Origin of the sequence: Flavobacterium wongokense, from assembly GCF_021608265.1 — a bacterium.
Classification (GTDB): domain Bacteria; phylum Bacteroidota; class Bacteroidia; order Flavobacteriales; family Flavobacteriaceae; genus Flavobacterium; species Flavobacterium wongokense.
Genome location: NZ_JAKIHP010000002.1, coordinates 465,926 through 480,455 on the forward strand (window position 1 = coordinate 465,926; position 14,530 = coordinate 480,455).

At 38.2% G+C, this 14,530-nt stretch carries 13 protein-coding genes; 4 read left to right on the forward strand and 9 right to left on the reverse strand.

The genetic code is table 11. The annotated features are described in order from the left end of the window. Window positions 1–35 precede the first annotated feature (35 nt). On the reverse strand, window positions 36–1,076 hold the full coding sequence (locus L1S31_RS08215; protein WP_236464245.1) for an AMP-binding protein: 1,041 nt from the start codon (window positions 1,074–1,076) through the stop codon (window positions 36–38). Further along, window positions 1,069–2,010, reverse strand: coding sequence for a CPBP family intramembrane glutamic endopeptidase (locus tag L1S31_RS08220; protein WP_236464246.1), 942 nt, complete (start codon window positions 2,008–2,010; stop codon window positions 1,069–1,071). The genes L1S31_RS08215 and L1S31_RS08220 overlap by 8 nt, the downstream gene beginning before the upstream one ends. A gap of 68 nt (window positions 2,011–2,078) precedes the next feature. Between L1S31_RS08220 and L1S31_RS08225 the strand changes: the two genes are divergently transcribed. Next, window positions 2,079–2,423 (forward strand): ArsC/Spx/MgsR family protein, encoded by a 345-nt coding sequence (locus tag L1S31_RS08225; RefSeq protein WP_236464247.1) that lies wholly within the window; start codon window positions 2,079–2,081, stop codon window positions 2,421–2,423. Between the two features lie 79 nt (window positions 2,424–2,502). After that, window positions 2,503–4,998, forward strand: a complete 2,496-nt coding sequence (locus L1S31_RS08230; protein WP_236464248.1) for a TonB-dependent receptor — start codon at window positions 2,503–2,505, stop codon at window positions 4,996–4,998. Window positions 4,999–5,047: 49 nt separating this feature from the next. Here the strand turns inward: L1S31_RS08230 and L1S31_RS08235 are convergent, their stop codons facing one another. After that, complete coding sequence (locus tag L1S31_RS08235) at window positions 5,048–5,221, reverse strand: hypothetical protein (protein WP_236464249.1); 174 nt, start codon at window positions 5,219–5,221, stop codon at window positions 5,048–5,050. A gap of 208 nt (window positions 5,222–5,429) precedes the next feature. Here L1S31_RS08235 and fumC point away from each other — a divergent pair, with 208 nt between their 5' ends. Continuing rightward, window positions 5,430–6,827 (forward strand): class II fumarate hydratase, encoded by a 1,398-nt coding sequence (gene fumC / locus L1S31_RS08240; protein WP_236464250.1) that lies wholly within the window; start codon window positions 5,430–5,432, stop codon window positions 6,825–6,827. 120 nt (window positions 6,828–6,947) lie between these two features. Here the strand turns inward: fumC and L1S31_RS08245 are convergent, their stop codons facing one another. From L1S31_RS08245 to L1S31_RS08260, 4 genes are all read right to left on the reverse strand, one after another. Further along, window positions 6,948–7,451, reverse strand: coding sequence for a CAP domain-containing protein (locus L1S31_RS08245; RefSeq protein WP_236464251.1), 504 nt, complete (start codon window positions 7,449–7,451; stop codon window positions 6,948–6,950). Window positions 7,452–7,784: 333 nt separating this feature from the next. Further along, complete coding sequence (gene pdxH, locus L1S31_RS08250) at window positions 7,785–8,429, reverse strand: pyridoxamine 5'-phosphate oxidase (protein ID WP_236464252.1); 645 nt, start codon at window positions 8,427–8,429, stop codon at window positions 7,785–7,787. Window positions 8,430–8,456: 27 nt separating this feature from the next. Further along, window positions 8,457–9,365, reverse strand: a complete 909-nt coding sequence (locus L1S31_RS08255; protein ID WP_236464253.1) for a ribonuclease Z — start codon at window positions 9,363–9,365, stop codon at window positions 8,457–8,459. Window positions 9,366–9,384: 19 nt separating this feature from the next. Further along, window positions 9,385–9,717: a ribonuclease Z gene (locus L1S31_RS08260; protein ID WP_236464254.1), complete on the reverse strand. Its 333-nt coding sequence runs from the start codon at window positions 9,715–9,717 to the stop codon at window positions 9,385–9,387. Window positions 9,718–10,013: 296 nt separating this feature from the next. On the opposite strand from L1S31_RS08260, the gene L1S31_RS08265 reads away from it, so the two are divergent. Next, window positions 10,014–10,376 (forward strand): hypothetical protein, encoded by a 363-nt coding sequence (locus tag L1S31_RS08265; protein WP_236464255.1) that lies wholly within the window; start codon window positions 10,014–10,016, stop codon window positions 10,374–10,376. A gap of 92 nt (window positions 10,377–10,468) precedes the next feature. On the opposite strand, the gene L1S31_RS08270 is transcribed toward L1S31_RS08265, so the two are convergent. Both L1S31_RS08270 and gyrA read right to left on the reverse strand, forming a co-directional pair. Then, window positions 10,469–11,800, reverse strand: a complete 1,332-nt coding sequence (locus L1S31_RS08270) for a tetratricopeptide repeat protein (RefSeq protein WP_236464256.1) — start codon at window positions 11,798–11,800, stop codon at window positions 10,469–10,471. A 67-nt stretch (window positions 11,801–11,867) separates the two neighbouring features. After that, window positions 11,868–14,486: a DNA gyrase subunit A gene (gyrA, locus tag L1S31_RS08275; RefSeq protein ID WP_236464257.1), complete on the reverse strand. Its 2,619-nt coding sequence runs from the start codon at window positions 14,484–14,486 to the stop codon at window positions 11,868–11,870. Window positions 14,487–14,530 lie beyond the last annotated feature (44 nt).

Sequence of the window (14,530 nt, forward strand, 5' to 3'; positions counted from 1 at the left end):
GCACTAAGAGTTAACTTTTAGTGCGTTTTTTTATTCTATTTGACTGTTTCCTTCCTCATGATTTTACCGCTTCCGGTTTCCTTGAATTTAGGAATGAAAATGATTTCCTTTGGTTTTTCATATTTATCCAAAGCTTCATAAAGGGTTTCATCAAACTCCTGCTTCTCTCCTTCTATGACTAAAACAACCTTTTCCCCTAGTTCCTTATCGGTTTTGGAAGTAATGAAAAAGCGTTCGTGGATTTTATTTGCAAGTTTTTCTTCAATCTGTTCCGGAATCAATTTAATTCCGCCGCTATTAATTACATTATCCATACGTCCCAGGAAAATGAACTGATTTTCATTGACCAATTCCACAATGTCATTGGTAATAATGACCTCTTCCGAAATTCTTGGCGCATGGATGACCAAACAGTTTCTTTCGTCATAGGAAATGGTAACATATGGCAGGACTGTAAAGGCTTTTTCACCAAGTTTCCTGGCAGCGATATGGGTAATGGTTTCGGTCATACCGTAAGTTTCATAAACTTCTGTTGGCAGCTTTAGGAGTTGTTTTTCCAAAGTTTTATTGACTGCAGCTCCGCCAACAATCATTTTCTTTGCTTTCTTTAATTCCTGTACTGAATTTTGTGCCTGAAGCGGAACCATTGCTACAAAATCATACACAATTTCATTATTGCGCAACGGATGCGAACTTGGCGCAACAAACTCTAAATCGAGTCCTAAAATCATGGCGCGGACCAACATCATTTTTCCGGCTACATATTTAACAGGAAGGCATTGCAATGCTTTATTCCCAGGCTGCAAGTCGAAGAAATCGCCTGTCGCCAAAGCCGAATCAACCATCGCCTGTTTGCTCACGCAGATTATTTTTGGAGTTCCGGTGGTTCCAGAAGTCTGCATTTCGATATAATTTTTGCTGTCAAACCAATCCAGCAGAAAATCACCAACTGGTTTTTCGAATTCTTCGCCTTCTTTGATAAAGCTATAGGCCACACGGCACAAGTCTTCCCTGTCAAGATGGAATCCGTTCAGCTTGAACTGGTTGTGGACATTTTCATAGGTTGGATTACTCATGGCTTTCAAGGTTTTCGGTTGGTGCTATTTTGTTAATGGCAATAGTTCCGGTAAGTTTTTCTTTCCAATTGGACCATTTATATTTCTTAGCTAAGATAAAAAGAATTAATGGATAGAGTATCAGCATTGAGATTATCATTTCGTTTAGAGTATCTGCTGTATCTACCTTTCCAGAATATTTGAACATCGCATCGGTTTGCAATGCCGAGAATTCTGAAGTGATCAATATGGCAGCCATAAGGTTATTCCCTAAATGAAATCCGAGCGACAATTCCATTCCTTCATCCATCAAAGTCATTATTCCCAATAAAAATCCGGTTCCAATATAAAAAACCATTACGCCATACCCCATTTCGGCAACCTCGGGATTGGCGCTGTGCAATAATCCAAACATTACAGATGTTATTAGCAAAGGAGTCCAACGGTTTCCGGCTGCGATTCCAATCTGCTGCATCAGGTAACCCCGGAAAAGGTATTCTTCCAAACCAATCTGAAACGGAAAAAGCAACAGGCTTAAAATACAGAGAACGGCAAACTTGGATGGATTAAAATTCCATATAATCTCTGAGCTGTCAGTATAATAGGAAATTGCAAAACTAGCGGCTATAAAAAACACGATGATTCCAAACGAAAAGAAGAATCTTTTAAAATCGAACCTGCTCCTGGATGTTGTCAACGACATAATGCTCCGGTTGTGCAAAGCATAAACCAATAAAAACAACAATCCCAACAGGAAAACGAAAGGCAGCAAATTGAGCGTCAAAGCCACATTATTTGAAAACGATTTCATCATCTCGGTACTTTTATCGATTGCGTCCTGAGGCAGGATAAAAAAGGCGATGATATTTGCTATGAAAATACCGGCTGATAAGATGATGGTAGTGACAACACGCCACCATTTGTTATTTCCTTTTAAGGCTAATTCGATAAACATCTGTCAATAATTTTGTTCCGCCTAAGATAACTTTTTTCTAGTAAAATCAATTACTTTGCAAAAAAAATATGTTACAGATACTCCACAATCCAAGATGCGGGAAATCAAGAGACTGCCTGCTTTTTACTACCGAAACTGCAACGCCTTTTGAAATCATAAATTACATCGAAAATCCGCTGACGGTTGACGAATTAAAAGCGCTTATCAAAAAACTGAAAGTAAAACCTATTGAAATCATCCGTCAAAAAGAACCCATTTGGATTGACAAATACCAAGGCAGGAAACTGACCAATGCCCAAATCATAAAGGCAATAGCCAAATATCCCATTTTGATGCAAAGGCCTATCGTTATTGATGGTGACAAGGCTATCATCGGAAGGGAAATTGACAAACTTGAAGCATTTCTTAAATAAGATTTAACAAAGATTTGGGAAACCAGCCTTAAACCACTATGTACTTTTGTTGTCTTTAAGACTGTTTAATCTTATTTACATGAAAAAATTTCATTTTCTTTTATCTGCACTATCATTATTTTTTTCAATAACAGTTTTTGGACAGGAAACCCGAGCCGGAGGCGAACGGACCGAAGGTAAACCAGAACGTGCCAAAATAACAATCACCGGAAAGATTAGCGAAAAAACCAGCAAACTTCCTCTGGAATACGCTACAGTTACTTTCAAAAACAGTAAAAACCCGAAAGCGGTTTTTGGCGGAATTACTGATAACAAAGGAGATTACAGTGTTGAAGTTACCGCTGGGACATACGATATTACTTTTGAATTCATTTCATTTAAACCTACCATTATTAGTGGAAAACAATTGAATGAAAATACAAACCTAGGCAACACGGCTTTAGAGGAAGATGCCCAGCAATTACAGGAAGTGGTTGTCCGTGCCGAAAAAAGCACTGTTGAAATAAAGCTCGATAAAAAAGTGTACAATGTTGGCCAGGATATGATGGTCAAAGGCGGAACAGCTAGCGATGTGCTTGATAATGTTCCTTCTGTAACAGTTGACGCTGAAGGAAATGTTGCCCTGCGTGGCAATGAAAATGTAAAGGTGCTTATCGACGGAAGACCGTCAAATGCCATAAATGTTGCAGATGCCCTTAAATCGATTCCGGCTGATGCTTTGGATAAAGTTGAAGTAATCACCAATCCGTCTGCGCGATACAATGCCGAAGGTGGCGGTGGAATCATCAATATTTTACTGAAAAAAGGGAAAAACCTTGGATTAAACGGGACCGTTGTAGCAAGTACAGGTTATCCTGAAACTTACGGTTTGACCGGAACCATTAATTATAAAGCAAAGGAATTCAACCTCTTCACGACACAAGGCTATAATTACCGAAACAATCCGGGACAGGCTTTTACCAATTCCAGATTCCTGAATGACGATAATTCCACCAGGAATTTCATGAATGAAAATAGGGAAAACGAAAGGCTGAACAAATCCTATAATGCCAATTTGGGAATGGATTGGTATTTAGACAAATCGACAACATGGACCAACACCTTCAACTACAGAAGAAGCAACGGAGATAACCGGGACAATGTTTTCCAAAATTATTATGATGTAAACCATCTTTACACATCAACAACCAACCGGATTAACAATACCGACAGCGAAAGCCGTGACGTTGAATTTACCACCAACCTTACTAAGAACTTTAAAAAGGAAGGACACAAACTGACCATAGATGGTGCATTTTCTTCTGACCACGATTTGGATTTGGCTACCATTAACGAAACAAATACCCTAAGCTCAGGGCTTAGCGTTGATGAAACCGTAAACAATCAGCATCAAAGCAGGAACACCATTCAAGCCGATTATGTACTCCCTTTAGGCAAAGGCAGTCAGTTTGAAGCAGGGTATCGTGGTGATTTTTCTAAAAATCTTAGCGATTACAGTGTGTCAAGAAACGGCGAAATCCAAAACAATTACACGAATTCACTTGAATACAAAGAAAAAGTGAACGCGCTTTATACGCAATACGGATTCAAAATCAACAAATTCTCGACGCTTTTAGGGCTTCGTTGGGAGGATTCAGATATTGATGTAAACCAATTGGCAACAGCCGATTTTACCAATAAAAAATACAACAACTTTTTCCCAAGTGCTTTCTTCACTTATGAAATCGATGACAAAAGCAGCGCTTCCATCAGTTTTAGCCGAAGGATCCAAAGGCCAAGAGGAAGACAGCTGAATCCGTTCAATAATCTTTCCAGCAACGTCAATATCTTTGTGGGTAATCCCGATTTGAACCCGGCATACACCAATGCAATTGACCTGGGCTACATCAGGCGTTGGGACAAACTCACCTTCAACACTTCGCTTTACGGAAATAAAACTACCGATGTCTTCCAACAGGTAAGAATCCAAACCGATACACTCGAAGACGGAACTCCGGTGATAACCACCACTCCAATAAACCTGGCGACAGAATACAGAAGCGGTTTTGAATTTACCCTGAACTACAGCCCTTATAAATGGTGGAAACTAAATTCGAATTTCAATTTCTTTTATATCAAAACTGATGGTGACTACTCGTATATCGATACCAACAATGTTGAACAGGAACAGGATTTTGATTTTGAAACCACTTCCTGGTTCACGCGTCTGACCTCAAAAGTTACGCTGCCTTATAAAATTGACTGGCAGACCAACATGAATTATCAGGGCGCACAAAAAAACAGGCAGGGAAGTTCTTTAGGTAATTTCAGTATGAACCTCGCTTTGAGTAAAGATATCTTAAAAGATAAAGGAACGATTGCCTTCAACGTGAGCGATGTTTTCAATTCGAGAAAAAGGATACAGGATACTTTCATAGACGGAACTGTTGAATCCCACAGCGAAATGCAATGGAGAAAAAGACAATTCAACCTGTCATTCACGTACCGATTCAATGTTCAGAAATCGGATAGGGAAAAAGAAAAACGCAAACAAAACCAACAACAAGGTGATGACAATGGAGATTTCCAAGGATAGCATAAAAAAAGCCCCGAATTTCGGGGCTTTTTTTTAACAAAAACTTTGTTTAAGATTTTTGCTCAGCTTCTTTTTGAGCTTTTCTTTCCTGGTACAATTCAGTGATACCACCATACAACCAATAAGGTACGATGAAGGTAATCAAGAAAATCATTAACCAAAAACCGATCGTTAAAACGGTCAGGAAAAGTAAGAAACCTAAATACTGTTGAAATTCAAACATGTTTTCCGGAATTTTTTTGAATTATACGCAAATGTAAGCTGAATTATTATCCTAACCAAAAACAAAATCAATTTTTATTAAATACTTTTTATCCGTATTTTTGGGCTGGAATTTTTAGGAGCTGTTTCCCGCTTTCCGCGCTACACGGTAGCTCGCTCCAATCGGGGCTAATTTTGAAAACTACTTTATTAACATATACAAATACACAATGGAATACAGAATTGAAAAAGACACGATGGGTGAAGTAAAAGTTCCTGCCGATAAATATTGGGGAGCTCAAACGGAACGTTCAAGGAATAACTTTAAAATCGGGCCATCAGCATCGATGCCTAAGGAAATCATAGAAGGTTTTGCTTACCTGAAAAAAGCGGCTGCTTACGCAAACTCTGAACTTGGAGTGCTGACCGTTGAAAAACGCGATGCAATTGCCGCCGTTTGCGACGAAATCCTCGAAGGAAAATTAGCTGATGAATTTCCATTGGTAATTTGGCAGACAGGTTCTGGGACACAAAGCAATATGAACGTGAATGAAGTGATTGCCAATCGCGCACAGGTTTTGGCCGGTCAAAAAATTGGCGAAGGCGAAGCAGTGGTAAAGGCAAACGACGACGTAAACAAATCACAATCCTCTAACGATACGTTTCCAACAGGAATGCATATTGCCTGTTATAAAGCTGTAGTTGAAGTGACGATTCCAGGCGTTGAAAAACTTCGCGATACTTTGGCTAAAAAGTCAAGGGAAAACATGAATGTGGTGAAAATCGGAAGAACGCACCTTATGGATGCTACGCCTTTGACCTTAGGACAGGAACTTTCGGGTTATGTAGCCCAATTGGATTACGGAATCAAAGCATTAAAAAATACTTTAGCACATTTATCAGAAGTTGCGCTTGGCGGAACTGCCGTTGGAACCGGATTGAATACTCCGGCTGGCTATGATAAAATTGTTGCCGGATATATTGCCAAATTCACTGGTCACCCATTTGTGACTGCGCCAAATAAATTTGAGGCATTGGCATCGCACGACGCAATTGTTGAAAGCCATGGTGCCTTGAAACAATTGGCTGTTTCGTTAAACAAAATTGCCAATGATATCAGAATGCTGGCTTCTGGTCCGCGTTCGGGAATTGGAGAAATCCTTATTCCTGAAAATGAGCCTGGTTCATCCATCATGCCTGGAAAAGTTAACCCAACACAATGCGAAGCCTTAACCATGGTTTGTGCTCAGGTTATGGGTAATGATGTAGCTATTTCGGTTGGTGGCATGCAGGGTCATTACGAATTGAATGTTTTCAAACCAGTAATGGCGGCTAACTTTTTACAATCGGCACGTTTGATTGGAGATGCCTGTGTTTCGTTCGACGAGCATTGCGCACAAGGAATCGAGCCAAACCACACTAGAATCAAGGAATTGGTAGACAACTCATTGATGTTGGTTACCGCTTTGAATACTAAGATTGGTTATTACAAATCGGCTGAAATTGCACAGACAGCGCATAAAAACGGAACAACCTTAAAAGAGGAAGCAATTCGTTTAGGTTATGTTTCTGCCGAAGATTTTGATGCCTGGGTAAAACCTGAAGATATGGTTGGAAGCCTGAAATAATCAAAATCATACCTAATAAAAATAAAAAAAATCCCGCTAACTGCGGGATTTTTCGATCTGTCAAAATCAAACAAAACAATAATCAAACTATTATTTTCTTTTTGACATACATTTATGAGGTTATGGTTTTTTCTTCATAAACATATTGGTGTAGTATTTTTTTCCTGTAGTTTCATCAACGGTAACCGAAACTCCGATATGGGTATAATCTCCTTCGATGTTTTCTTTGTGGCCTGGACTGTGCAGCCATGCATACATGGCGCTTTCTGCAGTTTGATAGTTGTAGGCAACGTTCTCTGCTACCCTTTGTGCACCTAACACTTCCACTAAGTTATTAGCTCTTTGCTGAAAATAATCGTGGTTTACCACTTTATTATCAATCATATAGATATTGTGCTCCTGTGATTTGTACGAAATGTGGTTAATCACCTCAAGTCGGTTCAATCCAACACTAACACGGTAATCATTGATAAGGGTAACTAGTTTTAATTCGGTGTCATTGTAGTTGTATGAAGTTACAACTTGTCTGTTTGAAGTTGAGCTGTCTTCTTGGTCTGAAGAACAGGATACCATAGTGAACACGATTGCTAACGGCAACAATGCTCTAAACATTTTTGCTTTCATAGTAGTAGGTTAAGTTTAATAAAGTAGATGTGGGGCAAACACTTTATTGTGATTAATATTGACAGTTTTTAATAAAGTAGATGTGGGGCAAACACTTTATAGAATTATTTTTGACAGAACGTAATTGTTATTTTGTTAGACAATTCTACATCTTTTATCGTTTAAATACCAAAAAAAATCGATGAAATACATATATTTATCTTTATATAATGTATTTTTCCTACTTTATAAGATTTTATTACACAGATTTGTACTACAACATTAACGGAATGGATTTCATAAAAAAAACACTCCGAAGAGTGGTTGAATATTATTGATAAAATCAATTTGCAGTCAAGGCGAAAGTCGTTCCATTTTCCAATTGAAAACAGCATGCAGTTGATACCTGATTCTGTCGTGTAATCGGTTGGGCCTTCCCTGCCAAAACTCCACTTCTACTGGTCGAACGAGGAATCCTCCCCAGAATTCAGGCCTTGGAATTGGTTTGCCCTGATACTTAGATTCCAATTTTTTTAATTGGTCATCCAAAAATTCCCGTGAAGGGATAACTTCGCTTTGTGACGAAACAATTGCGCCAAGCTTGCTTCCATCAGGCCTTGATTCGAAATAATTATCTGAAACAGCTTCCATGGTTTTTTCGACTACGCCTTTAATGATGACCTGCCTTTCCATGCCCGGCCAAAAGAATGAAAGACAGACATTTGGATTATTAAGGATTGCTTTCCCTTTTTCTGAATTGTAATTGGTATAAAAAATAAAACCCTCTTCGTCATATTTTTTAAGCAATACCACTCTCGATTTTGGAAAACCGTCCAAACCAATCGTAGCTACTGTCATGGCATTGACCTCATCTACTCCACCAAACTCCTTAGTTTCATGAAACCATTTATGGAATAAATTGATTGGATCTTCAGGAAGCTCAGTTTCAACAAGCTGGCTTTTCTCATAGGATTTTCTATAATTGCTTAAGTCTTCCATTTTGATAATGATTTTATACTAACAAATTTACTCAAATTCAAAAACAACTCCGTCATCGGCTAAAAGGACATTGGGATGTATGGTTAAGGCTTCCTGCCGGAATAATTCGATATTGGAATAACGGGTGCTATAATGGCCCAGGATCAAATCCTTTACGTTTGCTTTCTGCGCAATCATTGCTGCCTGCTTTGCGGTACTGTGCATCGTTGATTCGGCTTTATCAGCCTCAGATTCCAGGAAAGTTGTTTCGTGGTACAATACATCGCATTTTTCTATAATTGGAATAATAGATTCGTCATACATCGTATCGCTGCAGAATGCGTAGCTTTTTGCAGGTTCGGGATCAAAGGTCAGTTCGGCGTTAGGAATGATTGTTCCATCTTCTAGCTTGATATCGCCACCATATTTTATCTTTCGATAATAAACTACATCAATATTATATTTTTCGACAGCTTCAATATTCAACTTTCGTTCTTTGGCTTTTTCCTGAAACAGATAACCGTTGGTATAAATACGGTGTTTTAACGGAATTGTTTTTACCAAAACCTTATCATCTTCAAAAACAACTTCGCTTTCCTTAGAATCCAATTCATGGAAATAGAGATTGTAACCGGTATAGGAATTGGAATAACGCAATTGCAAAAGGATAATCTCCTTGATGCCTTTTGGGCCATATACATGTAAATCGGTTTGGCGGTTAAGCAGCATGAAAGTTGAAATCAATCCGACCAATCCATAAAAATGGTCGCCATGCAGATGCGAGATAAAGATGTGGTTGATTTTAGAAAACTTGAGCTTGTTTTTGCGCAACTGAACTTGTGTTCCTTCGCCGCAGTCAATCAGGAACATTCGGTTCCTGATTTCCAAAACTTGTGAAGTCGGATTGGTTATCGTACGTGGAGTTGCAGCGTAACAGCCAAGAATGGTTAATTTCATTATATATATATGTGGAAAATTAAAAACCTAAATCGCGCTCAATTTCTTCCATCTCAATAATATCATGTGCTTCCTGTATGGTTGGAACTACCGTAAGCTTTGCAGGAACATCATTAAAGTTAATGTTATCCGCAACAAGCACTAAGGATTTCTTTTCCTTTTTATGGGATTTCGTCATATCGCCAAACAACTTTATATCATTCATCGTTATTGCTTTATCATACGATAAATCAATGATTAGGTTTTGGGATTTATAACTATTGTATTCATTATTCAGTTTCAGGAAAAACTCTGCAGTATTGTATTGAGTATTCCTTATTGTGGTGGTATGTCCTTTTCGTTCGACTTTCATTTGGAATGCGGATATAATAATATGACGCTAATTTACTAAGATTTTGCCATTAATCCTTGATTTGTCATCTGATTATGATTTTGATGTTGCAGTTCATAGAAAATATTGGTTTTTCACCGATGAAATGCACGTTTTTTTAACATTTTCTAGACGAACTGCACAAAAAAAACGCTGAAAACCCCCGAATTCATTGAATTTGTCGATTAAACGACTTTTGAGGTTAGTTATCGTTTTTTTTTTCACCGCTTAGGGTGTTGAAGTAGTTTTGAATCAGAAATAACAAAGAAACCAAAATTATGACAACAGCTAATAACACTTCAACTCAAACAAACTTTAAAGTAATTGTTTTATTTGTATTAGTAATGTTATTTTCAAATGTAACTTTTGCTCAGTCTAACACAACGGCTGTTGCTTCAACTACATCAACTGAGGTTTCTGTTTCTAACGATGCTACAATCGTTATCTCGACTGACAACAGTGTAGCTGCTTCAATGGATTTCGCAGTTTGGTTCATGGGTTCTAAAAAAACTTCTAACAATACATCAAATAACGGTTCATTCAGCAAAAAACAATTAATCAATGCTGGTATTAAAACCAACAGTGTATTAGTTAGATCTTTCTTGAAAAAAATGAGTTCTCAAGAAAATGGTGTTGCATAATTATGTTTCTATATAAATTTGGTTAGTTTAGGAAACTAAAAGCCCCGAAGGTTCTCTTCGGGGCTTTTTATATTTAATGGAATCTAAATTTATTATTTTCCCATTTTAGCTTTCAATGCGCTGGCTTTATCGGTCATTTCCAAAGCACGGTAAACGCTTAATAAGGTTTTTGAAGCTGGCTCATCAGTTGGTTTCAATTCCACTGCTTTTTCAAGATAAGGCAGTATCGATTTGAAATTCTTTTCTCTTTCAGCCTTAATAACTTCATAACGCTTGTTGTCTTTGTCAGAAGTTCCCAATTTATTCATCTCGGTTACCAATTTTTCATCAGCCCTCAATTTTAATTCCGAAAGGTTCAAAAGTGCGTTAAAGTAGTTTCCGTCGATTTCCAAAGCTCTTTTATAATATTTTTCAGCTTCATCAAGTTTGTTGTTATTAGCACTGATAACCGCTAAATTATAAACCAAATCAGCATTATTAGGATTTTTTTCCAACGCCTGGTTTACCAATTTAGTATACGTATCAAAATCTTTATTGGCCAAATACAATTCAGCTTCAGCGAGGATTAAGGAATCATCATTTGGATTTTCTTTCCTGGCATCAGTAATTGCGGTCAATGCTTCAGCTGTTTTGCCTTTTTCCTTTAATATCAAAGCGATGTTTTTGTAAATCTCCCCTCTTTTGGAAGGAATCTTTTCGTCCCTTGGCTTAGAGTGGGAAGTGGTAATCATTAAATCTCTCAGCTTTTTGTTATTCCCAAAATTTTCTTCCACTTTGCTTGTATTGTTAACAGCGTAGTATACGGTTCCTTCCCCTGAATAATTGGCGGCTTTAAGTTCACCGTAGTATTTCAGCGCAGCGTCATAATCAACTGCATTTACAGCGTATGAAGCAGCATAAAAAAGCATGTCCTGGTCTTTTTTATCTAAAGTATAAATGGCATACAATACATCAGCGGCTTCTTTGTTTTTGTTCATTTTACCTAATGCCAATGCGTAGTCAATTAAATTAGGTTTGAATTCGTTTATGACTTCATTGATTTCATCGGTATAAATTTTCTTGCCGGTTTTCTTCTCGTAATCTAAAGTAGCGTTCAAACCTACCGCCAAATCAGTAATCGCCTTTGGGCTTATTACTTTTGCCAAAGACATTTGCATTTGTTGTGGTGTCATTGATTTTAAGTCCAATGCTGAAACTTCCAATGCAGGAATCATAGCTCTGTAAAAACCTGCATAAATCTTGTCCCCTTCTTCAGTGGCAAGCGGTTCAACCTTGTTTACTAAAGCTTTATATTCTATCAAATCATTTCCTTTCACTTCACCTTTGCCATAAATTTTCTTTAGGGATTTTAACTCATCTTTTTGTGCGAAAGACGAAACAGAAACTAATACTGCCGAAGCAAGCACAATGTGTTTTATTTTCATTTTTATTTAATTTTAATTTATAATTAAAATCACCAACTAAAATATTCTAATTGGTGATTCATTGTTTTTATTCATCATCTTCAGAATCGTCCTCAGCATCATCATCTTCAACGATATCGTCATCATCTTCCTCATCGTCATCTACTGCTGAACCATCATCTTCAAGAACTTCCAACACTGGTTTTACCCTTTCAATTGCCTCATTTTCGATTACATTTCCGTCTTCATCCAATTCCGGCTCAGAAACATCATCCTTCATTACTTTGGTAACCGCAGCAATCGAATCGTTTCCTTTGATATTGATCAGTTTCACACCTTGTGTTGCTCTTCCCATTACCCTTAAATCCTCAACTGCCATCCTGATCGTTAATCCCGATTTGTTGATGATCATCAGGTCATCTGCATCGGTAACCGAATTGATGGAAATCAGTTTTCCGGTTTTCTCAGTGATATTGAGGGTTTTCACACCTTTTCCACCACGATTGGTAATTCTGTATTCATCAAGAGAAGAACGTTTTCCGTAACCGTTTTCTGCAACCACAAGGATTTCACTTTCCATGTCGTTTACAGTAACCATGCCAATTACTTCATCGGTCTCATCTTTTAATGTAATTCCACGAACTCCGGAAGCTGTTCTTCCCATTGGACGTGTTTTGGTTTCTTCGAAACGAACCAATTTTCCGGACTTAACCGCTAAAATGATCTGGCTTTGCCCGTTGGTTAATTGTGCACCTAATAATTCATCGTCTTCTTTAATGGTAATAGCAGCAACTCCGTTAACCCTTGGTTTAGAATATTTGTCTAAAGATGTTTTCTTAACCTGTCCTTTTTTGGTCACCATAATAAGGTTATGGCTGTTGGTGTATTCTTTGTCTTTTAAATCCTGTGTGCAGATGAATGCTTTTACCTTGTCATCAGATTCAATGTTGATCAGGTTTTGCAGCGCTCTTCCTTTGGCAGTTTTGCTTCCTTCAGGGATTTCATAAACACGCATCCAGAAACATTTTCCTTTTTGGGTAAAGAACATCATGTATTGGTGGTTTGTAGCGACATACATATGCTCAAGGAAATCCTGATCTCTGGTTCCGGCACTTTTCTGGCCTACACCACCTCTATTCTGGGTTTTGTATTCCGATAAGTTGGTACGTTTGATATAACCTGCGTGCGAAATTGTAATTACCACATTTTCATCGGCAATCAAATCTTCAATGCTTACGTCTCCACCTGAATATTCAATCATTGAGCGACGCTCATCACCATACTTTTCTTTGATCTCGATTAATTCTTCCTTGATCAGTTCCATTCTTAATTCCTTGCTTGCCAATAAGTCTTTCAAGCGTTGGATTAATTTCATGATTTCTTCGTATTCCGCTCTCAATTTGTCCTGCTCAAGGCCTGTCAACTGACGCAAACGCATTTCAACAATGGCACGAGCCTGAATGTCTGAAAGGCTGAACCTTTCGATCAATTTGGCACGAGCTTCATCTCCATCTTTAGAAGAACGGATTAATGCAATTACTTCGTCAATATTATCCGAAGCGATGATTAAACCTTCTAAGATGTGTGCTCTTTCTTCTGCTTTACGCAATTCAAATTGGGTTCTTCTGACTACAACATCATGACGGTGCTCCACAAAATAGTGGATCAAATCCTTCACGTTCAGCATTTGTGGCCTTCCTTTTACCAGTGCAATATTGTTTACACTGAAAGAAGATTGCAGTTGCGTGAACTTATATAACGTATTTAAAACTACATTCGGAACAGCATCGCGTTTCAGTTCGTATACGATACGCATTCCGGTTCTGTCCGATTCATCACGGATGTTCGAAATGCCTTCGATTTTTTTCTCGTTGATAAGGTCAGCCGTTTTCTTAATCATTTCTGCCTTATTCACCTGGTATGGAATCTCAGAAACAACGATAGCTTCCTTGCCGTTTGATTCTTCAAAGTTTACTTTCGCACGGATAACAATCCTTCCTCTTCCGGTTTTGAATGCTTCACGAACGCCTTCCATTCCGTAGATGGTTCCACCTGTAGGGAAATCAGGAGCTTTGATATGATGCATCAATTCATCGATCTCAATGTCATTATTGTCAATGTATGCCAATGTTCCGTCAATAACTTCAGAGAGGTTGTGAGGTGCCATGTTGGTAGCCATACCTACTGCAATTCCTGATGCTCCATTAATCAAAAGATTTGGAACGCGGGTTGGCATTACTGTTGGCTCCTGCAAAGTATCGTCAAAGTTCAGCTGGAAGTCAACCGTTTCTTTGTCAATATCTGCCATAATGTCTTCCGACATTTTTTTCATCCTTGCCTCAGTGTAACGCATCGCTGCAGGACTGTCTCCGTCAATCGAACCAAAGTTACCCTGACCGTCAACCAATAAATAACGTAAACTCCATTCCTGGGCCATACGAACCATCGCGTCATAAACTGAAGTATCGCCGTGTGGGTGATACTTTCCTAAAACTTCTCCAACAATTCTTGCGGATTTTTTGTGAGCCCTGTTTGAAAAAACTCCTAAATCATACATTCCGTATAACACTCTTCGGTGCACTGGCTTTAAACCATCACGCACATCTGGCAGTGCTCTTGACACAATAACTGACATCGAATAATCGATGTAAGCTGATTTCATTTCATCTTCAATGTTAATAGGAATTAACCTTTCTCCGTCAGACATATTTTATAAATTATTTAATAAAAATTACTTTAAATTCGAAACGT

Coding starts and splice junctions, on each gene's coding strand:
- L1S31_RS08215 (WP_236464245.1), bottom strand. CDS start 1,076: ATGAGTAATCCAACCTATGAAAATGTCCACAACCAGTTCAAGCTGAAC.
- L1S31_RS08220 (WP_236464246.1), bottom strand. CDS start 2,010: ATGTTTATCGAATTAGCCTTAAAAGGAAATAACAAATGGTGGCGTGTT.
- L1S31_RS08225 (WP_236464247.1), top strand. CDS start 2,079: ATGTTACAGATACTCCACAATCCAAGATGCGGGAAATCAAGAGACTGC.
- L1S31_RS08230 (WP_236464248.1), top strand. CDS start 2,503: ATGAAAAAATTTCATTTTCTTTTATCTGCACTATCATTATTTTTTTCA.
- L1S31_RS08235 (WP_236464249.1), bottom strand. CDS start 5,221: ATGTTTGAATTTCAACAGTATTTAGGTTTCTTACTTTTCCTGACCGTT.
- fumC (WP_236464250.1), top strand. CDS start 5,430: ATGGAATACAGAATTGAAAAAGACACGATGGGTGAAGTAAAAGTTCCT.
- L1S31_RS08245 (WP_236464251.1), bottom strand. CDS start 7,451: ATGAAAGCAAAAATGTTTAGAGCATTGTTGCCGTTAGCAATCGTGTTC.
- pdxH (WP_236464252.1), bottom strand. CDS start 8,429: ATGGAAGACTTAAGCAATTATAGAAAATCCTATGAGAAAAGCCAGCTT.
- L1S31_RS08255 (WP_236464253.1), bottom strand. CDS start 9,365: ATGAAATTAACCATTCTTGGCTGTTACGCTGCAACTCCACGTACGATA.
- L1S31_RS08260 (WP_236464254.1), bottom strand. CDS start 9,717: ATGAAAGTCGAACGAAAAGGACATACCACCACAATAAGGAATACTCAA.
- L1S31_RS08265 (WP_236464255.1), top strand. CDS start 10,014: ATGACAACAGCTAATAACACTTCAACTCAAACAAACTTTAAAGTAATT.
- L1S31_RS08270 (WP_236464256.1), bottom strand. CDS start 11,800: ATGAAAATAAAACACATTGTGCTTGCTTCGGCAGTATTAGTTTCTGTT.
- gyrA (WP_236464257.1), bottom strand. CDS start 14,486: ATGTCTGACGGAGAAAGGTTAATTCCTATTAACATTGAAGATGAAATG.